Origin of the sequence: Kolteria novifilia, assembly GCA_007748055.1 — a bacterium.
In the GTDB taxonomy this organism is placed as follows: domain Bacteria; phylum Planctomycetota; class Planctomycetia; order Kolteriales; family Kolteriaceae; genus Kolteria; species Kolteria novifilia.
In genome coordinates this window covers 3,520,752-3,540,136 of record CP036279.1, presented here as the reverse complement: position 1 = coordinate 3,540,136, position 19,385 = coordinate 3,520,752, and the positions used below count along the sequence as shown (strand labels likewise).

The 19,385-nt window shown below is 62.3% G+C and carries 13 protein-coding genes; 9 read left to right on the top strand and 4 right to left on the bottom strand.

The window, feature by feature from the left end; all coding sequences use genetic code 11:
• Positions 1 to 118 precede the first annotated feature (118 nt).
• Positions 119 to 496, top strand: a complete 378-nt coding sequence (locus Pan216_RS12895; protein ID WP_145258386.1) for a hypothetical protein — start codon at positions 119 to 121, stop codon at positions 494 to 496.
• Positions 497 to 629: 133 nt separating this feature from the next.
• On the opposite strand, the gene Pan216_RS12890 is transcribed toward Pan216_RS12895, so the two are convergent.
• The 4 genes from Pan216_RS12890 to Pan216_RS12875 form a co-directional block, all read right to left on the bottom strand.
• Entirely contained in the window at positions 630 to 2,117 is a 1,488-nt protein-coding gene (locus tag Pan216_RS12890) for a DUF1501 domain-containing protein (protein WP_419193601.1), read from the bottom strand.
• Positions 2,118 to 2,168: 51 nt separating this feature from the next.
• Entirely contained in the window at positions 2,169 to 4,376 is a 2,208-nt protein-coding gene (locus Pan216_RS12885) for a DUF1549 domain-containing protein (protein ID WP_145258385.1), read from the bottom strand.
• A 165-nt stretch (positions 4,377 to 4,541) separates the two neighbouring features.
• Positions 4,542 to 6,239, bottom strand: a complete 1,698-nt coding sequence (locus tag Pan216_RS12880; RefSeq protein ID WP_145258384.1) for a LamG-like jellyroll fold domain-containing protein — start codon at positions 6,237 to 6,239, stop codon at positions 4,542 to 4,544.
• Positions 6,236 to 6,751, bottom strand: a complete 516-nt coding sequence (locus Pan216_RS12875; protein WP_419193600.1) for a sigma-70 family RNA polymerase sigma factor — start codon at positions 6,749 to 6,751, stop codon at positions 6,236 to 6,238. Before Pan216_RS12875 ends, Pan216_RS12880 begins: the two co-directional genes overlap by 4 nt.
• 596 nt (positions 6,752 to 7,347) lie before the next feature.
• Here Pan216_RS12875 and Pan216_RS12870 point away from each other — a divergent pair.
• The 8 genes from Pan216_RS12870 (at position 7,348) to cheB (ending at position 19,117) form a co-directional block, all read left to right on the top strand.
• Positions 7,348 to 8,601 (top strand): urea ABC transporter substrate-binding protein, encoded by a 1,254-nt coding sequence (locus tag Pan216_RS12870; RefSeq protein ID WP_145258382.1) that lies wholly within the window; start codon positions 7,348 to 7,350, stop codon positions 8,599 to 8,601.
• Between the two features lie 101 nt (positions 8,602 to 8,702).
• Positions 8,703 to 10,838, top strand: a complete 2,136-nt coding sequence (locus tag Pan216_RS12865) for a methyl-accepting chemotaxis protein (protein ID WP_419193674.1) — start codon at positions 8,703 to 8,705, stop codon at positions 10,836 to 10,838.
• A gap of 266 nt (positions 10,839 to 11,104) precedes the next feature.
• Positions 11,105 to 12,817 carry a methyl-accepting chemotaxis protein gene (locus Pan216_RS12860; protein ID WP_145258380.1) on the top strand — a complete coding sequence of 571 codons (1,713 nt, stop codon included), beginning with the start codon at positions 11,105 to 11,107 and terminating at the stop codon, positions 12,815 to 12,817.
• 7 nt (positions 12,818 to 12,824) lie between these two features.
• Positions 12,825 to 13,319 carry a chemotaxis protein CheW gene (locus Pan216_RS12855; RefSeq protein ID WP_419193599.1) on the top strand — a complete coding sequence of 165 codons (495 nt, stop codon included), beginning with the start codon at positions 12,825 to 12,827 and terminating at the stop codon, positions 13,317 to 13,319.
• Positions 13,289 to 14,563 (top strand): CheR family methyltransferase, encoded by a 1,275-nt coding sequence (locus Pan216_RS12850; protein WP_145258378.1) that lies wholly within the window; start codon positions 13,289 to 13,291, stop codon positions 14,561 to 14,563. Before Pan216_RS12855 ends, Pan216_RS12850 begins: the two co-directional genes overlap by 31 nt.
• Complete coding sequence (locus Pan216_RS12845; RefSeq protein ID WP_145258377.1) at positions 14,560 to 15,255, top strand: chemotaxis protein CheW; 696 nt, start codon at positions 14,560 to 14,562, stop codon at positions 15,253 to 15,255. The genes Pan216_RS12850 and Pan216_RS12845 overlap by 4 nt, the downstream gene beginning before the upstream one ends.
• Complete coding sequence (locus tag Pan216_RS12840; RefSeq protein ID WP_145258376.1) at positions 15,255 to 18,116, top strand: hybrid sensor histidine kinase/response regulator; 2,862 nt, start codon at positions 15,255 to 15,257, stop codon at positions 18,114 to 18,116. Before Pan216_RS12845 ends, Pan216_RS12840 begins: the two co-directional genes overlap by 1 nt.
• Positions 18,113 to 19,117 carry a chemotaxis response regulator protein-glutamate methylesterase gene (cheB, locus tag Pan216_RS12835; RefSeq protein WP_145258375.1) on the top strand — a complete coding sequence of 335 codons (1,005 nt, stop codon included), beginning with the start codon at positions 18,113 to 18,115 and terminating at the stop codon, positions 19,115 to 19,117. The genes Pan216_RS12840 and cheB overlap by 4 nt, the downstream gene beginning before the upstream one ends.
• Positions 19,118 to 19,385 lie beyond the last annotated feature (268 nt).

Sequence of the window (19,385 nt, the reverse complement as noted above, 5' to 3'; positions counted from 1 at the left end):
GACGACGGCCCGGATTCTCAAATTGAGAGAACGCTTCGATGAGATCAATGTGGCATTTGCTGGTCCGAATAACTAGACTGGGCCGCGAAGTATCTTCACGTCTGGAGGCAATGGTCCCGTGAGCGTTCGCTGGGGCACCCTACTTCTCTTGGTCATCGCCGGATGTGCGCGCATCGACGCCGCGAAGTTCGAGGACGTGACACTCGCCGCGCAGTTCCTCCAGAAGGAATTGGATCGCCGCGACGATGACGCCGCGAGCGCGTCGGCGCCGATCTTCTTCCAGTCGGACAAGACGGCACTCGAGCAAGCCGTTGAGCAGCTCACCTCGCTCGTTTCGACGGAGGAGGAAGAGATGATCTATCGCCGCTTCCTCAACGCTTCCACGCGACTGACGCTGGCGGAGATGGAACGAAAGTCCGGCAACTTCGACCGCGCGTTCGACCTGGTCGAGACCGCGCGGGAAGACCTCCGCAAAGCCTTCCACGCCCTCAAGTAGCCCGCCGCGCCGAGCCGCTGGTGAGCCTTGTGCGCCGACGGGCCAAATGGCAGCCCAACGAACGTGGTGTTCCCCGAGTGCCTCCCTTGGCGTGACTCGGCACCGGACGTCCGAGACTCAAAACAGCACGGCCCTACGCGATGATCTCACGGATCACTTCGCCGCCAACGTCAGTCAACCGGAAACGGCGGCCGTTGTACTTGTACGTGAGACGCTCGTGATCCATGCCGAGCAAATGCAGGATCGTCGCGTGCAAATCGTTGACGTGAACCTTGTTCTCGGCCGCCTTGTAGCCAATCTCGTCGGAAGCGCCGTAGGACATTCCCCCTTTGACACCGCCTCCGGCAAGCCACGCGGTGAAACAGTGCGGATTGTGGTCACGGCCCGGCTTGTTACCCTTCTGGGCGATCGGTAGCCGCCCGAACTCGCCGCACCAGATCACGAGCGTATCTTCGAGCAATCCGCGCTGATCGAGATCGGTGAGCAACCCCGCCACCGGCTGATCGGTCTCGCCGGCGAACTGGGAGTGATTGCCTTTGATATCGGAGTGACCGTCCCACGATCGCTGGTTCTCCATCCCACCGGAGTAGATCTGCACGAAACGAACGCCGCGCTCGACCATCCGCCGAGCGATCAGACACTGCCGGGCCACGTGGTCGCAGCGCTCATCGCCGAGCCCGTAGAGTTGCTGAATCGCGTCGGGTTCCGACTCGATGTCGATCGCCTCGGGCGCGGACGACTGCATTCGATAGGCGAGTTCAAAGCTCTCGATCCGCGCCGCCAGTTCGCTTTCGGCTTCGTACTGCTCGCGGTGCATCTCGTTGAAGCGTTTGAGCAGATCGAGTTGTCGTCGCTGCGCCTCGTCGCTCATCGCTTCGGGACGCACCAGGTTGTCGATCGGCTGTCCTTTTGGGCGCAAGTGTGTTCCTTGGAAAACGCCCGGCAGGAACCCGGCGCTCCAGTTGGCGGCATGTCCCTTCGGCAACCCCCTTCCCTTTGGATCACTCATCACCACGAATCCGGGTAGATCGCGGCTCTCGCTTCCCAATCCGTACGTCGTCCACGACCCGACACAGGGAAAACCCATGCGCGGCAGCCCGCAGTTCATCATAAAGAGCGCGGGCGAATGGTTGTTCGACTCGGTGTGGCCGGAATGGAGGAAGGCCATCTTGTCGACATGCTCGCCCAGCTTGGGAAAGAGGGACGAGACCATTTTGCCGCACTCGCCGCGCGGCGTGAACTCGAACGGTGACTTCATCAGAGCGCCGACGGCATTCTTGAAGAAGCCGGTCGTGTTCTTAAAGGAAGGATCAAACTCCTTCATCGACTTCCCGTCCCATTTCTCCAGGGCCGGTTTGTAGTCCCACGTGTCGACTTGACTGGGCCCGCCGTTGATGAAGATCCAGATCACCCGTTTGGCTTTCGCGGGAAAGTGCGTCTCTTGCGGCGCCATCGGGTTAAGAGAACGGTTGCCGAGATTGCTCGCCGCGCTGGCTCGCCCCTCGAGAAATCCCTCTTCCTGGAGTAGCGACGCCAAGCCGAGCATGCCGAGCCCGCAGCCCGCGCGAGCAAGCAGCCGCCGTCGCGTCATCATCGTCATCGCGGTCACCGGATCATTCATCTGTTCGCTCCGCCAAGGGGAACACGTTGCACGTTGAATCGTTGTGGCGAGTCAGTCGACGTAGACGAACTCGTTCATGCTGAGGATGGACTGGCAAAGATCGATCATCGCGAGTCGTTTCGGGTTCGGTTTCCCCGACTCCCGATACTCGCTGGCTTGACGGACGAGAAAGGACTTCGCGGACCCGATCTCCCGCTCGGTCGCCTTTCGTCCCAAGGCGATGACGAATGCACGCCCGATGGCCTCGCCAGGAGCCTCCTTCTCCGCCCGCTCGGCGAGCCCCTTCGCCAAGAGCCGCCCCTGCGGGTTGTTCATGAAAAAGAGGGCCTGAGGCGCCGTGGTGGTCGTGGCGCGTCGAGCGATGCTAACGAGGTGCTCGGGCCAATCAAACAGCATCATCATCGGAATGAGTTTGCTGCGTTTCACGAAGAAATAGACGCTTCGGCGCCGCATCGCCTGATCGAGCGTCCCCGGCCCGTACATGGAGGGGTCAAGCATCCCCGAAACGCTCAAGGCCGCATCGCGGATCGCCTCGCCTTCGAGTCGCCGAGGCGCCCGCCGCCAAAGGAACCGGTTCTCGCGGTCAATGCTCGCCCGATCCTCGTCGAAGGCACCATCCTGACGATAGACGCTACTGGTCATCATCAGCTTGTGAAGAGGCTTGAGCCGCCAACCATTGCGAACGAGTTCCGCCGCGAGCCAATCGAGCAATTCCGGGTGCGTCGGTCGTTCACCCTGGAAGCCAAAGTCGTTGGGGGTCGCGACGATCCCCTGACCAAAGTGATGGGCCCAAAGGCGATTGACCACCACCCGCGCGGCCAAGTGTCCCGCTCCCCGCTCGGTGTCGACGATCCACTCGGCGAGCCCCTGGCGCCGGAGACTGGTGCGCGCCGCGGTCGACGGTTGATGCCTCCAGCGTGACTCATCCGAGGATGGGTCGGTGAGTACCTGAAGAAAGCCCGACGTGACCTCTTCCTTCTTCTGGTGAACGTCGCCGCGTTCGAGAAAGTACGTCTTAGGATAGAAGTGGGGGTAGCCCCTACCGTCGGCGTGGTGCTTCATGTGAGGAAGCCCCTCGCTATTGACTTGGACCTTCACCGGTTCGGCGTCGGGTTTGAGCTGCAAGTCGACCTCACTGCGAATGGTTGTCGTGAAGGTCGCCGCCAAGCGGTAGTAGTCCCGCGTCGGAATCGGATCGTACTTGTGGTCGTGGCAACGAGCGCACCCGACCGACAACCCGAGGAACGCGACTCCCGTCGTCGCCGTCATGTCGTCGAGTTCGTCGTAGCGTGCCGATTCGAACTCCGCTTCGGTCAACTGCGTCGGAAAGGCCCCCGCGCCAAGAAAGCCGGTCGCGGTCATCGCGAGCGGATCCTCGGGAGCGACCTCGTCGCCCGCGAGTTGCCAACGAACGAACTGGTCGTAGGGCATGTCGTCGTTGATCGCCTTGATGAGAAAGTCGCGGTAGTGGTAGGCATGCGGCCGATCGTAGTCTTGCTCGTACCCGTGCGATTCGGCGAAGCGAGCAACGTCCATCCAGTGGCGCGCCCACCGCTCCCCGAACTGGGCCGACGCGAGAAGTCGGTCGATCAGCTTCTCGTACGCGAGCGGGTCGGGATCGTTGACGAACTCCTCGACTTCCTCCGGGGTCGGGGGAAGCCCCAGCAGATCGAATGTCGCTCGCCGGATCAGCGTTCGGCGATCGGCCGACGGATTCGGGTGAAGCTCCTTCTCCGACAGCTTGGCCATGATGAACCGATCGATCGGCGTGCGACCCCAGCGGTCGTCGCTCTCCACGGGAGGATCGACGGCAGTCAACGGCTGAAACGACCAAAACTGGCGATCCGAGTCGGTCACCTCCAGCTCGCCAGACCGATTGACGACACCTTCGACGAGAGGCTTGTCGTATGGCGTGCCCAGGTCGATCCAGCGGGCGATCGCGCCGATGTCGCTCTTGGCGAGCTTGGGAGCCTTGAATGGCATGAAGGGTTCTTCGGCATGCGTCAACAGCGACATCAAGTAGCTGTCCTCGGCCGTCTTGTCGATCATTCCGCTCTCGAGAAGCGCTTTTCGGGTGGAGAGATCGAAGTCGGCCTTCACGCTCTTGCCGCCGTGACACTCTAGGCACTGCTCGACCAGAATCGTTCGAACCGACTCCTTGAAGAGCGAGGTTCCCCGCGCCATCCGCGACGCGTGATCGGGTTCCAGCTTCTTTGGGGCTTCCGCGGCACTGGTCGAGACAAGCATCACCAGCGCCATGCACCACAACGTTGAAACAGCTCCGAGCCCGTTTGGCGAGAATGGACAACGCATTTCTGTCGTCCTCGGATTGGCAGGCCGATCGATCAGCATGAAACAGACTCCTGAAGAACTCACGGAGGCACGCTCGCGCGTGATTGGCATGGCTAGGGTGGTGTTGACTCGCTAGTCGGGTCGGCCGACGTCGAACATCTCGCGGATTTCCTCATCGGAGAAGGCTCGCCCGAAGAGACCGAACTCGTCGATCCGGCCGTTGAGGCTCCGGATCCCATGTCGGCCGCTTCCCTTCGAGTTCCAATTGCCGATCTCCGCCGGCCCGATCCGAAGCCGAATCGGTTCGCGCAGCTCGTCGCGGCTGACGATCTCACCATCGACGTAGTGCGTGACGGCTCCTCTCGCGGGATCGTAAACCGTGGCCAGGTGAACCCAACGCCCGAGATCGGACGGTCCAAGAACGCGAGGCGAGAAGTAGTTCACTCCCGGATCTCCGCTGACGCCAAGAATGATCTCCCCTTTGTCGCTGAGCTGCCAATGGGGTTCGCCGAAGTCGAAACCATCGGTGAGCATCAGCGAACTCAGCCACTGGTCGTAGCCCTCGATCCGAACCCACGCCGCGAAGGTCATCGCGTCAAACTCGCCGTCGACATCAATTCGGACTCGGTCAGTCGGCCTCTTGAACTCGAGAGCGCCCTTCCCGGGCCAACGTCCCTGCGTCCACGCGCAACCGACGATCGCTCCATCGAGTCCCGCGCCGGAACCGGAACCCTCGTGGTGGAGGACCCGTTCCCACGCGGGATGATCGTCAAAGCGGTAGTAGAGCAGCGTGCTCGGGTCATCTCGCAGGCGCCGACTGTGCGTGAGCCACGATGTCCGACGTGCTTGATGTTGATCGTCGGAAAGCCGCAGCATCGTCTCTCGGTCGACAAATTGCTTGGGGTCGCTGGGGATCGTCTCCGCGTCCCCTCCGACCGCATAGCGTGCGCCCTGTCCGGCGAGGAGTTGTTTCGCCCCCGACATGCCCGACTGCCCCTCAACGGGATGCAGTTCGACCTCGCCGTCGAGGACATGAACCTCTCCATCGCCCCGCTTGGTGACGCTGACCGCGAACTCCGTCCCCAGGTCGACCGCGTCGACGCCTGGCGTCCCGACGGTGAACCCGTGAGCTTGAGAGGGGACGTGGGCTCTCAGTTTACCGAGACGACAGTCGACGCGCATCGAGGAAACGAGCTCCAGGTCGGCCGGTCCTTCCACAATGACGGAGGCCCCGCTGAAGAACTCGAACTGAACCAGTCCCTCCGCGAGACGAACCCGCCCCCGCCCAACCACCGCACCGGCGGAATGCCCACTGGGAGCGTCTTCCCAACGAGCGTCGACCGTTCGTGTAATCACGGCGAGGCCGTCCTTGACGTCGAGAGACGGCTCCGCGCTGGCGAGAGCGTTCGCGCCTTTTTGATCGGGACTGGGCGGAACGCTGTTCATTCGCCACATCAGGCCCGCGTTGACGAGCACCGCGGCGAGGAGCGATAGGAGCAAGACGCGATGGATGCCCGACCAGCGATCGCGACTTCGGGCAACCCGCCCGGAGGGAACAAACTTCTCCGATGCCCCGACAGTGTCGAACGAAGGAGCTAGCATGGAATTCCCGGGCATCGCGGCGAGACCGGGAAGCCCCGTGCCATCCGCTCCCGCGTCGTAGCTGAGATGGAGATTGGCATGGAGACTCATGAACTCGCGGTAGGCATCCTGAGCTGCGGGATCGTCGCGGAGCAACTCTTGAAGCCGGTGGCTCTGATCCTCGCTCAGCGACCCTTCGGCAAGATCGTTGATCAGCCGCATCAGTTCATCGTTGGAGTCAGTGGTCATGTCTCGGCCAGCTTTCCTTCAACGCAGCGCATCAGCGCCTGCCTGACGCGCAGCAAGGACATCTTGATGGCGCTTTGCGACTTGCCCACCGCGTTGGCAATCCGTTCGATGGACCCATTGCCGGCATAGCGGAGGTTGATCAGTTTCCGATGTTCTTCGGGAAGCTGGGCGAGACAATGGCGAAGCGCCAGTCGCCTCTGCTCCTGATCACCCTTTGGATCGGGCCGTTCGGCGATCTGGCTCATCAGGTCCGCGTCGAAAATGTGGCGATCGCGTTTGCGGTCGCGCAAATGAGCGAGCACCTGAAAATACGCAACCTTTCGCGACCAAGCCCCGAAGTCGGTTCCCTCTTCGAATTCGCCGGCCTTTCGCCAGAGGACCAAGTTCGTCTCTTGAAGAACGTTGTGCGCCTCGTGGAGATCGCCGAGCAACGAGACGAGATAGGCGTAGAGTCCTCCCTGCCCCTCGGTGAGGTAGTGGATGAATCGTTCGCCTTGATCGTTCACTTCCATCGGCGGGCAATGGATTCCTTCACACGTCAGGAGAGCGAAGCGTTTCCCTGCTTCCCTGGATCCTCTCATCCAGGAAGCTCGATGTCTCTTCCCCAAGAACAAATACCGCGACTTGGCGATCGGTCACATCGAAAGCGCACCTCGTGACAGATTTCGTGGCCCACCCGCCGTTCATCCGGACGGAGCACAGGCCGACTAGGTGCCTGACAGTCGGTTGATGTAGCAGCCCGCTTGCGGAGAGGTGTGCCGACGGCATCCCCACTTGGAATGACGGAGCGGTTCAATTCCGCTCAAGGAGGAATTCCCGCATCCCCGATACCTAAATAAGCTCCAGTCGGCCCAGTTTCCACGGACTCGTGGAAATCGTCTCGTGTGACCTTGCACCTCCAGGGCACGGAGGATTCTCCCCCTTCGTGTCCTTGGAGTCCTCCTTCTCGATCGCGACCGTCATTCCGATTCTCTCGATTGTGCGAGAGATTCCCCCACCGAACGAGCATCCCCCCATCCATTCGCTCTCCCTTCCTTCCGTTCACGTGCTACCATGAGCATTCGATACGGTTTGCCTCGTTTACCTCGCGGACCCGAAAGATTCGTCGATGCGCTGGATCATCCTGCTAGTCACGGCCCTCTTCGTCGCCGGCGTCGGTGTCTTCGCCTTGCGTCCTCCCACCGAGGAACAGGCACCGATCAAGGTGGGTATCCTGCACTCCAAGACCGGAACGATGGCGATCAGCGAGGCGTCGATGATCGATGCCGAGGTGATGGCGCTCGAGGAAATCAATCGACAGGGAGGGATTCTCGGACGTCCGATCGAGTGGTCCATCAAGGATGGCGAATCCGACTGGCCCACCTACGCCGAGCGGGCGGAGGAACTGATCACCGAAGATGGCGTCTGTACCATTTTCGGTTGCTGGACCTCCGCGAGCCGCAAGACCGTCAAGCCGGTGGTGGAAAAGCACGACCACCTGCTCATCTACCCGATGGCCTACGAGGGTCTCGAGCAGTCGAAGAACATCGTCTACACCGGCGCCGCACCCAATCAGCAAATCACGCCGGCGGTCCGCTGGAGCTTCGACAACCTGGGCAAGACCTTTTTTCTGGTCGGTTCGGACTACATTTGGCCCCACTCGGTCAACGAGATCGCGAAGGACCAGATCAAGGCGATCGGCGGAGAGGTTGTCGGCGAGGAGTACCTCCTGCTCGGTTCGACCAATGTCGACGCGATCGTGCGAAAGATCCGCGATACCAAACCCGCCGTCGTGCTCAGTACCGTCGTCGGTGATAGCAACTTGGCGTTTTACACGAAACTCCGCGCCGCGGGAGTCGATCCGAAAACCAGCCCGGTGGTCTCGATGAGCATCGCCGAGGACGAACTGCGGGTTTTGCCCGTCGAATCGATGGCGGGCAACTACGTCGCGTGGAACTACCTTCAGGGAATCGACCGCGACGAGAACCGCGAGTTCATCAAACGGTTCAGGGAACGCTACGGTCAAGACCGGGTCACCAGCGACGTGATCGAGGCGGCGTACTTCAGCGTCTACCTCTGGGCCCAAGCGGTCGCCGACGCGGAGTCGGACGACACGGACGAAGTCCGTCGAGCAATCCTCCGGCAAAGTTTCAATTCGCCCGAAGGAGTCGTCTCCATCGACTCGACGACCCAGCACACATGGAAGATCATCTGCATCGGCCAAATCGAGCCCGACGGATCGATCGAGGTGGTCTATCAGTCCCCTAAGCCAATTCGGCCGGTCCCCTACCCGGTGACGCGATCGATTGCCGAGTGGGACGCGTTTGTCGAGGGACTCCACGAGAAGTGGGGAGGCCAGTGGGCCAACCCCGGAGGAAAGTGACTCTCGTTCAGGGAAGGTCGATCCCGAGCACCTCCCCCGCCCGCTGAGTGGGTATTCGAAGTGTCGATCATACCACGACGCGAAGAGACAACAGGTTGACTATGGCCTTCCACATTTCCGCACTTCGCCGTCCCAACATCGCGACCCGATTGGCGTTTTGGTTCCTCGTCATTCAAGTCGTCTCCATCACGATCATCATTCTCTTCATCGACGCGATCACGACGCGGTCGCTCGAAGGAACGATTCGCGACAACCTCATCGCAATCTCCGCGAGCAAGGCGGCACAGATCGAAAACTACGCCCGCGAGAAGATCGAGAGCACCAGCGCCCAGACCCGAAACCCCTACGCGGTCGCGGCGTTCGAGGAACTCGTCAAGGCCACCAACGCCTCCGGTTTCGAGAGTCCAGAGTTCAATGAGGTCATCAAACGCTACACGCCCTACTTCGAGTACTACGGGGACACCTTCCAGTTCGCCGACGTGCTACTGGTCTCCCCCGAGGGGAAGGTCCTCATGACGACGCGGGACAGCCCCCTTCGGGGCCTGTCGATGAACGCCGGCGCGCTCGAGGGGACTGAGCTCTCGGAGGTCTTCGATCGGGCACGCGCTCTTCTTCAGACCGACATCAGCAACTTCGAGATCTACCCAGGAATCGACGATCCCGCCGCGTTCGTCGCGGGACCGGTCATCGACGACGAAGGACGACTCGTCGGCGTCTTGGCGATGCAGATCAGCAACAAGGAGATCTATGGCGTCCTCAACGACTACACCGGACTGGGCGCCACCGGCGAGACGGTCGTCGGTTCCCTGGAAGGAGACGATGTGGTGATCGTCGCCCCCGTCCGCAATGCCGAGGACATCGCCTTCAACACGCGAGCGCGCATGGGAAGCGACAAGATGGCACGCCTGCAAGCGGCGGTCAGGGGCGAAAAAGGGTTCGGTCTGAATGAGGATTACCGCGGCATCGAGGGAATCGCGGTCTGGTCCTACCTTCCATCCTTTCGCTGGGGCATGGTGGTCAAACTCGACCATGCCGAGGCGTTCACCCTAATCGCCCACCAGCGCGACGCGATGATCATGATCGGGGTGGCGACCCTCTTTCCGGTCTTCTTCCTGGCGTTGATGGTCGCGCGTTCGATCTCTCGTCCGATGCAAGCCGCGGTTCACTTGGCCGAGCGGGTCGCCGCGGGCGATCTGACGGCGACTGCCGACGTCCAATCGCGGGACGAAGCGGGACGTCTGCTCACGGCGATCAACCGCATGGCCGCGAACCTCAACTCGCTGATCGGGCGCGTAAAGGTTTCAAGTCGCCTGTTGACGTCGGTCTCGAAGCGGACCCAGACGGTGGCCCACCATCAAGAGGAAACGGTGCGGGAGTTCGGGACGTCGACCGCCGAGATCTCCGCCGCCGCCCACCAGATTTCGGCCACGAGCGAGGAACTCCTCGGTTCCGTGACGGAAGTGAACCAAGTCGCCAACAACACGTCCAAGGTTGCCGTCGCCGGTCGCAGCAGCCTCTCGGAGATGGAGGCCCAGATGAACCAGTTGCGCGAGACGACTCAAGCGTTCACTGAGCGTCTCGCCACCATCAACGACAAAGCCGCGGGAATCACGTCGGTCGTCACGACCATCTCGACGGTCGCCGATCAAACGAACCTCCTCTCGGTCAACGCGACCATCGAGGCCGAGAAAGCGGGCGAGGCGGGAAAGGGATTCCGGGTGGTCGCTCGGGAGATTCGCCGCTTGGCCGACCAAACCGCGGTGTCGACCCTCGACATCGAACGCATGGTCAAGGACATGCAATCGGCGGTCGCCGAGGGCGCACACGAGATGGATCGTTTTCGCGATGACGTCAGCGCCAGCGTCCGCGAAGTCGACGCCATCGCCGGCCAACTCGGCAAGATCATCGAACCGATCCAGGAACTGACCGGACGTTTCGCTCAAGTCAACGAAGGGATGCGTTCCCAATCGCTCGGGGCGAGACAGATCCGCGACGCGATGCAGCACCTCAACGACAGCGCTCAGCGTTCCAATTTGGCCATCGACGAATTTCTCAGTGCCAACGAGGACCTACGGGACGCGGTGCGTGGTCTCAACGAGGAGGTCTCTCGGTTCAAGGTGTCGGTCGAGGATCTACCGCAGGACGAGGAGTCAAGCGACCAGCCGAGATCACCATCGACGCGTCCGAGCACAAAGGGCCAAGACTCCAGCGTCCTCGAGCAAGTCGGCGCCAAATGACCCCTACGTTCCCCTCCGCCCGTGTCGTCGGCATGCTCGGCACAATCCGGATACTTGGTGATTCTCCCTTCACAGGTCGCGAAAGATCCTCGGAAACGTTGAAGTCCGCTACTTCTTGTTTCTCGATCAAACGTTAGGGCGTAGAGTGGATGAGGGTGGGCCCGGGCGACCGAGTTTCCCATCGCGCGAACGAATTGTGACTAACTCTCGTCCGGGAATGTCCCGCCGACGGGGAGCATCCCGACACCCTACCACCTCATGAGCCCATGGTCGCCATTTCGTCGAAACAACGACTCCTGATCCTCGTCGCGTTGGCCGTGCTGGTTCCATCGGCGCTGGCCTTGATGGCGTTGCTTTGGGAGGCGGGACAAGTCCGCCAGACCATCGCCCAGCACTGGGGCGCCAACGCGAAGGCGGAAGTCGAGGGCGTCGCCACGGGAGTCTCCCTCGTCTGCAAATCTGCCAGCCAAGCGGGCGTCTCGCGCGGGGGAAGCGGCATTCTTCGTACCGCGATCACCCGCCCGGTGGTCGGACGCCAGACCGCGTACATGATCATTCCCAACGACGACAGCAAGGGAGCGGCGGCCAGGGTCGATCCGGTCCAGCTTCTCGCCGAGCGTGGATTCTTGCCGCAAGGGACCAAGGGTAAGGAAATTCTCAATCGGCTCTCCAGCACCGCGATCGACGCGCGCGGATCGACGACACCCCCGATCTCCTTTGCGGTTTCGCCATCGGACCAAGGGACCTCCTCCGCGATGGTCGCCTCGGCGGTTTACTTCGCCCCGTGGGATTGGATCATCGTCGCCTTCGCCGAACAGCATGAAGCGGGCTCGCCACCGATAGCGATGTCAAGCCAGTACCTCATTGGCGGCATGTTTGTCGCGTCCTTCATCCTTTTAGTTCTCGGACTCGTCGCCGCGCGCGGACTGGCGTGGAGTTTCTCGGCTCCGCTACGCCAGCTCGCCGACATTCAGCAAAGCGTGGGCGATGGCGATCTCGTCGCCGCGCGCGGACACGTCCTCGCCCGAAGGCCAAGTGAGAACGGTTCCCCGGCCGATCGCGGGCGACCTTGGGATCACGACGCCGCCGAAGCGATTCGAGCCGCCGACAAGATGACGCGCGCGATCCTCTTGCTTCTCCAAGGGCTTCGACGCGCGATCGGCGAGATGTCGACCACCTCCGAGAACATCGTGTCGACCTCCAACCAGCAGGAACGAACGATCATGGACTTCGGCGCGTCGACCAGCCAGATCGCGACCGCCGTCAAGGAGATCTCGGCGACCAGTCAGGAGTTGGTCGGGACGATGGAGGACGTCGCGAGCGTCTCGGCCAACGCCACCGAGCTAGCCGAATCGGGTCGGACCAGCCTCGAAGGCATGGAGGCGACGATGAAGCAGCTCGCGGACGCGACCTCGTCGATTCGCGGCAAGCTCTCAGTGATCCGCGAGAAGGCGGGCGATATCAATCTCGTCGTCACGACAATCAACAAAGTCGCCGATCAGACCAACCTCCTCTCGGTCAACGCGGCGATCGAGGCCGAGAAGGCGGGAGAGTTCGGCACCGGGTTCGCCGTCGTCGCCCAAGAGATTCGTCGCCTCGCCGACCAAAGCGCGACGTCGATGTTTGAGATCGAGCACATGGTCGACGAAATGCACGCGGCGGTCACCGCCGGCGTCCAGGAAATGGATCGCTTCGCCGACGAGGTCCGTGGTGGCGTCGCGGAAGTCGGCACCATCGGAAGTCACTTGATCGAGATCATCGAGAGTGTCCGCGCCATGACACCGCGGTTCGATTCGGTCAACGAGGGGATGCGGGCGCAGTCGCTCGGGGCGCGGCAGATCAGCGAGGCGATGATCAAGCTCACCGACGGAGCGCGGGCCGCGGCTGAATCGGTCGAGCACCTCAATGGCGCGACCCAATCATTGCGCGGCGGCGTCGAGGAACTCCGTCACGAAGTCGACCGTTTTCGCGTGGAGTGATCACGACATGCTCGCTCTTCTCTTCTCCATCGGCGACGACCGCTTCGCCCTCGACACCATCTCGGTCATCGAGGTCGCTCCGATGGTCGACTTGACGCCGATCGCCGACGCGCCGGCTCACGTCATCGGACTCTTTCGCTATCGCGAGCGAATTCTGCCCGTGATCGACTTCGGAACGCTGTTGCGCGACCGGCCGAGCCATCGACGCCTCAGCACGCGAATCATCGTGATGACGACCCAAGGAGGTCACGAGCCGACGCGGCGCTGCGGGATCGTCGCCGAACGGGTCACCGACACCCTGCACTACGACGCGGCCGACCTGAGGGACGTCGGGATGCGACTCGACAACGCGCCCTTTCTCGATGCGTTGTTGCCGACGCCCGAAGGGATGATTCGCTTTGTCAACGGCGAACGACTCGTCGCCGGACTCGTGGCCAACGAGCTGATCACCGGTGCCATGGAGCATGAGGCATGGGACTCGCATTCATCCTCGACCGACTGACCGGCGTGATCGGACTCAACGTCGAATCGATCGGCGTGCGGAGCGTCGAGCGCGCCGTCGAGGAACGTCGCCGCGCGACCGGAGACGACTCGATCATCCACTACGCGCGGCGCGTCGCCGACGATGATGAAGAGTTCGATCAACTGGTCGAACGCCTCCTGGTCCCCGAATCGTGGTTCTTTCGCGATGTCGAACCCTTTCGGCACCTGCGGCACTATCTCACCTACGAATGGCACCCGACCCATCCTCACGCGACCTTGCGGCTTCTCAGTGTTGGCTGTGCCTCGGGCGAGGAACCCTACTCCCTGGCGATGACGATCATGGAAGCGGGGATTCCTCACGAACTCTTCGCGATTGATGCCATCGACTTGTGCCAAGCGGCGCTCGCTCGGGCGCGAGAGGGTCGCTACGGCGCGATGTCCTTTCGCGGCGAGGATCTCTCTTTTCGGGACCGCTATTTCCAGCGCCAAGGAGATCGCTACCAGCTCGCGGAGAACGTGCGGCAGCGCGTTCGCTTTCAACGGGCGAACCTCCTGGGCGAGCAACTCCCTGGGATTCATGGACCCTACGACGTCATCTTCTGCCGAAATCTGTTGATCTATCTCGTCCCGGAGGCCAAACGGCGCGCCTTGACCACCTTGTCGAGCCTGATGCGTGCCGACGGTCTTCTCTTCGTCGGTCACGCCGACCCCAGCCCCGGCCAACACTTCTCGTGTCGCGGAGCCGCCGCGTTCGTCCATCAATTGGGATCGCCCAAGCCTAGCCAGTCGACACCAGCACGCCGCCCGGTTCCATCGTCCACCACGCGATCGCGCGCGGCTTGGCGACAATTGACGACGACATCCAAAGCATCCACATTGAGGCAAGTACCCGGCCCAACGCCGAGTCCCCCCAGTTCGAGTTCGCCTCCTCGAAATGGACGCGGACTGGCCGAGGCCGAACAATTGGCCAACGCCGGCGAGATTCCCCAAGCCGTGGCCGCTTGCGAGAAGTATCTTTTCCAAGCCCCTCGAGATGCCGACGCGCACTATCTGCTTGGGATCCTGCGGACCGCTCTCGACTGCGACGATCTCGCGGAAGCGTCGTTTCAACAGGCGGTGATCCTAAACGAACACCACTACGAAGCGATCGTCAATCTCGCTCTCCTGGCGGACCGGAGGGGCGATCTCGATGTCGCCCGTGAACTACGAGAGCGGGCCGAGCGCGAGAGGAACGAACTGAGGAAAGCGAGCGAACAGCCATGACACTGGTCGTACTCGAAGAGACCGACGAAGCGGTCGATTGCTGGAACACGATCGGCGTCGCCGGCGACGGCAGTTGCCCGGAGTTACTCAAGGTCACTCATTGCCGAAACTGTCCCGTCTTCGCCACCGCCGGGCGTCACCTTCTCGACCGCGAACCTCCCTCGGGATACCGCGAAACGTGGACCGAGTTGCTCTCCAAGAAGGAGAGCCCCAGGACCGAGGACGACCTCTCGGTCGTGATCTTTCGCGTCGCCGATCAGTGGCTGGCGCTCGAGACCCACCTCTTTCGCGAGGTCTCCGAACTACGACCGACGCATCGGCTCCCTCACCGGACCAACAAGGTCTTCAAAGGCCTTGTCAATGTCAACGGCGAGCTCGAACTCTACGTCTCACTGCACGGACTTCTCGAACAGAGCGACGAGAACTCCGACCAGAGCGTGACCGAAGAGGAGGGTCGTCGGGTCTACCGGAGACTGGTGGTGATCGAACGCGACGGCGACCGCTGGGCCTTTCCCGTCGACGAGGTTCATGGCGTGCGCCGGTTCCCGAAGTCGCAGCGCAAAGCGGTCCCCGTGACCGTCGCGAAGACGGGCGACACCTTCACCCGCACCGTGGTTCCCTGGGACGATCGCGACGTTGGCGTCCTCGACGAGCAACGACTGTTCACGGCTCTGCAAAGGAGTGTTCGCTGATGAGTGACGCTGGCGGATTGGGTGACGTCCCGATGCTCGATCTCTTCCGCATGGAGGTGGAGGAACAGTCGGCGACGCTCAACGAAGGTCTACTCGTTCTTGAGAACGAACCCGAACGAACCGAGCCGCTCGAAGGTCTGATGCGGGCCGCGCATTCCATCAAGGGAGCGTCCCGCATCGTCGGGATCGATGCCGCCGTCCGTCTCGCTCACGCGATGGAGGACTGCTTCGTCGCGACTCAGGAAGGTCGGCTCCGCCTCGACAGCGGGCGCATCGACCTTTTGCTCGACGCGGTCGACATGCTCTCGCGCATTGCCAACGTTCAAGAGTCGCAGTTCGACCAATGGCTCGCCGAGGAAGGCCCGGCCATCGAACAACTGACGACCAAGATCGCCAACCTGATGCGGGAGACCTCCGCGCCCGAGGTTCCACCGGAAGCGGTGAACGGGAGTGATCCCAACGTCGCCGAGGAGCCCGCCGTTGTTCCAGGAGCGCCATTATGGCGGACCGAGGCGCCCCGCCCGCTCGAGGAAGGGATGCTCGACCTCTTGCGCAAGGAACTCGCGGTCAACACCGTCGCCCTGAAGGAAGGTCTCGCGACGATCGAGAACGACGCGAGTGGATCGGCCTCCTGCGAACCGTTGCTCGATGCGGCACGAGCGATCCGTGGCGCTGGCAAGATCGTTCGGTTCGACGATCTCTTCCATTTGGGGCGAGCCCTTGAGGAGTGGCTCCAAGGAGTCTCGACCGAAGCGACGGGAAACCCGCAGGTCGTCATCGAACGAATTCGTCCGGTCGTCGACGTTCTCGAACGACTCGCCGAATCGGAAGAGGCCCCCTTTGAGGAGACGCGGCAGATCTTTTCGAATCAGATCGCCGAGTTGACTCATCAGCTCGCCAGTACGCCGGTTCCCACTTCCGTGGAGGAAGTGCCCGCCCATTCCGTGGCGAGTGCCGAGCCTTTGCCTCCCAAGGCCGCCCCCGGGCGGCGCGAGCGTCAATCAACGGGTGTCGTCTCCGCGACAAGTTCCTCCGCGGAAGTTGCTGCCGAGCCACGAAGCGAAGCCGCCACCCACCACGGAGTGGTCCTCGCCTCCGAGTCGCAAGACCGGGTCGTTCGCGTCAGTGCCGAGAACATGGATCGACTGATGGGCCTCGCCGGGGAATCGCTCGTCGAGGCTCGCCGGCTGCGTCCTTTCGCCGACTCCCTGGTGAAGCTCAAGAGTACGCAGATCGCTCTCTGGGAAGCGTTGCGAAAACTCGGGCACCATAGCGACTCGGAGGAGTCGTCGCTGGGCGACGATCAATTCGACGCCCTTCTCGCCGAGGCCCGCCTCCGCGCGAAGGACTGTCGCGACATCCTCGCCGATCGCATGGACGAGTTCGAAGGCTACGCTCGCCGCGCGGACATGATGACCAGCCGGCTCTATCGAGAGGTCATCTCCAGCCGGATGCGTCCACTCAGCGACGGCGTCGCCGCCCTGCCCCGCTCGGTCCGCGATCTGGCAAGACAACTCAACCGCAACGTTCACTTCGAGATCGTCGGCGCGTCGACTCCCGTCGATCGAGACATTCTCGAGAAGCTGAAAGCCCCTCTCAACCACCTGCTGCGCAACGCCATCGATCATGGGATTGAAACCCCCGAGAAACGAGCCGAGACGGCCAAACCCGAGAAAGCGACCATCCGGCTCGAGGCGATGCATCAGGCCGGCATGCTCATCCTCACCGTCTCCGACGATGGCCGAGGCATCGATCCCGAGCGGGTCCGGCGAACGGTGATCGACCGGCGAATGGTCAGTGCGGAGGTCGCGCGCGATCTGAGTCAGGACGAACTTTTCGAGTTCATGTTCCTGCCTGGGTTCTCGACCCGAACGGAAGTGACCGAAGTCTCGGGGCGTGGCGTCGGTCTCGACGCCGTCCACAGCATGATCCAAGGAGTCGGCGGGACCGTTCGCTGCACATCGACCTTCGGTCAGGGGACTCGTTTCAAGCTCCAGTTGCCGATTACTCTCTCGGTGATCCGCGCCGTCTTGGTCGACATCGATGGCGAACCCTATGCCTTTCCCACGACGCGCATCGACCGAATCGTGACGGTCAACACGGAGGATCTAAAGTTCATTGAGGGACGCCGGCACTTTGAATGGGAGGGGGAAGCGATCGGACTCGTCGAGGCCCGGGAGGTGTTGGAACTCGACAGCGAGAAGTCTCCCTCCGAGCGGTTCTGCGTCGTGGTGGTGAGCGATCGCAATTGCCGCTACGGCCTGATCGTCGATCGTTTTCTCGGGGAACGTGACTTGGTCGTCCGTCCGTTGGATCGTCGCTTGGGGAAGGTGGCGGACATCAACTCCGCGGCCCTGATCGAGGATGGATCGCCTCTGCTCATCATCGACGTCGACGACATGGTCCGCTCGATCGACACTCTACTCACCGAAGGTCGCCTTCGCTCCTCGCGCGCGGTCCCCGAGGAGAACCAAGTCGTCCGCAAGAAGCGCATCCTCGTCGTCGACGATTCGATCACCGTCCGCGAGGTCCAACGGCGTCTGCTCGAGAATGTCGGCTTCGAGGTCGAGGTCGCCGTCGATGGCATGGATGGATGGAACGTCGTGCGCAAGGGTGGCTTCGACATGGTCATCACCGACGTCGACATGCCGCGAATGAACGGCATCGACTTTGTCCGCTCCATCAAGCAAGATGCGCGTCTCAAGAGCACCCCGGTGATGATCGTTTCCTATAAGGATCGGGAGGAGGATCATCGTCGCGGTCTCGAAGCCGGGGCGAACCACTACCTGACCAAGAGCAGCTTTCACGACAATACGTTCATCGAAAGCATTCATCGTCTCATCAGCGAGTCGGCCCAATGAGAATCGCGATCGTCAACGACATGAGAATGGCCGTGGAAACGCTGCGACGGTTGGTCGTCTCGCTGCCGGGTCATGAGGTCGCGTGGATCGCCCGCGATGGAAGGGAGGCGGTTGATCTCTGCTACCGCGACTGCCCCGACTTGGTGCTGATGGATTTGATCATGCCGGTCATGGATGGCGTCGAGGCGACGCGCCAGATCATGAGCGAATGCCCTTGCCAGATCCTCATCGTCACCGCGACGGTCCAGGGACACCTCGACAAGGTCTACGACGCGATGGGCTACGGCGCGATCGACGCGGTCCCGACCCCCACCTTCGGCGGCGACAAACAGGTCGAAGGCGCCGAGTCGTTGCTCGAGAAGATCGCGACGATCAGGCGTCTCATCGGCAGCGACAAGGCGACAGGTGTCGCGCCGGCTCCGGTTACTCCCAAGCCAACCACCATCCTCATTGGTTCGTCCACTGGTGGCCCGCAAGCGCTCGAAGCGATCCTGGGGCGCCTTCCGGGCAGTTTTCCCGCTTCGATCGTGATCGTCCAGCATGTCGACTCGGAGTTCGTCGCCGGATTGGTCGACTGGCTCGATCGCCGGACCGAGCTTCCCGTCTCGTTGGCCGACGAGGGGCAACGGGCCACGGCGGGAACGGTCAAGGTCGCCAGGACCGACAACCATCTGCGCATCAATCGGTCGATGGTCTTCCACTACACGCCCGAGCCGGCCTCTTGCCCCTATCGCCCCTCGGTCGATGTTCTCTTTTCCAGCGCCGCCCAGGAGTGCCCCGAGCCAGGACTCGCGATCCTTCTCACCGGGATGGGACGGGACGGCGCGGACGGCCTCCTTCAGCTCCGCCGCGCCGGCTGGAATACCATCGCCCAGGACCGCTGGTCGAGCGTCGTCTACGGCATGCCGCGAGCCGCGGCCGAGCTTGGCGCCGCGATCGACGTCCTCGCCCCCGACGCGATCGCCGAGAAGCTCCTGAAGATCCACAACGTCTCAAGCTGAGCGGGCACGGCCTCGGCGCCAACGTGAGCGCCGACTGTCAGGCGACAGACAGCGGTGTGCGAGCCACTTCACCGAGCGGCCACTTCACCTGAATCGTTCGCGAGTTCCAGCGAGAAATTGCCTCCGGTCGTCCGGGCAAGGTACAGTGGAGCGGACGTGCCATCGCCAACTGGTGCCTCGGCGAAGAGAGCGTCTGGACTTGGCCGGAACGACGTCTATCAATGCCAGAGCCGGTGGGCCGAGTTGGGCCATCCGTCGAGTTGAGAAG

Excerpts from the sequence above, each read along its gene's own strand:
- Pan216_RS12890 (WP_419193601.1), bottom strand. The coding sequence starts at position 2,117 with ATGAATGATCCGGTGACCGCGATGACGATGATGACGCGACGGCGGCTG.
- Pan216_RS12885 (WP_145258385.1), bottom strand. The coding sequence starts at position 4,376 with ATGGCGCTGGTGATGCTTGTCTCGACCAGTGCCGCGGAAGCCCCAAAG.
- Pan216_RS12880 (WP_145258384.1), bottom strand. The coding sequence starts at position 6,239 with ATGACCACTGACTCCAACGATGAACTGATGCGGCTGATCAACGATCTT.
- Pan216_RS12875 (WP_419193600.1), bottom strand. The coding sequence starts at position 6,751 with ATGGAAGTGAACGATCAAGGCGAACGATTCATCCACTACCTCACCGAG.
- Pan216_RS12870 (WP_145258382.1), top strand. The coding sequence starts at position 7,348 with ATGCGCTGGATCATCCTGCTAGTCACGGCCCTCTTCGTCGCCGGCGTC.
- Pan216_RS12865 (WP_419193674.1), top strand. The coding sequence starts at position 8,703 with ATGGCCTTCCACATTTCCGCACTTCGCCGTCCCAACATCGCGACCCGA.
- Pan216_RS12860 (WP_145258380.1), top strand. The coding sequence starts at position 11,105 with ATGGTCGCCATTTCGTCGAAACAACGACTCCTGATCCTCGTCGCGTTG.
- Pan216_RS12855 (WP_419193599.1), top strand. The coding sequence starts at position 12,825 with ATGCTCGCTCTTCTCTTCTCCATCGGCGACGACCGCTTCGCCCTCGAC.
- Pan216_RS12850 (WP_145258378.1), top strand. The coding sequence starts at position 13,289 with ATGGGACTCGCATTCATCCTCGACCGACTGACCGGCGTGATCGGACTC.
- Pan216_RS12845 (WP_145258377.1), top strand. The coding sequence starts at position 14,560 with ATGACACTGGTCGTACTCGAAGAGACCGACGAAGCGGTCGATTGCTGG.
- Pan216_RS12840 (WP_145258376.1), top strand. The coding sequence starts at position 15,255 with ATGAGTGACGCTGGCGGATTGGGTGACGTCCCGATGCTCGATCTCTTC.
- cheB (WP_145258375.1), top strand. The coding sequence starts at position 18,113 with ATGAGAATCGCGATCGTCAACGACATGAGAATGGCCGTGGAAACGCTG.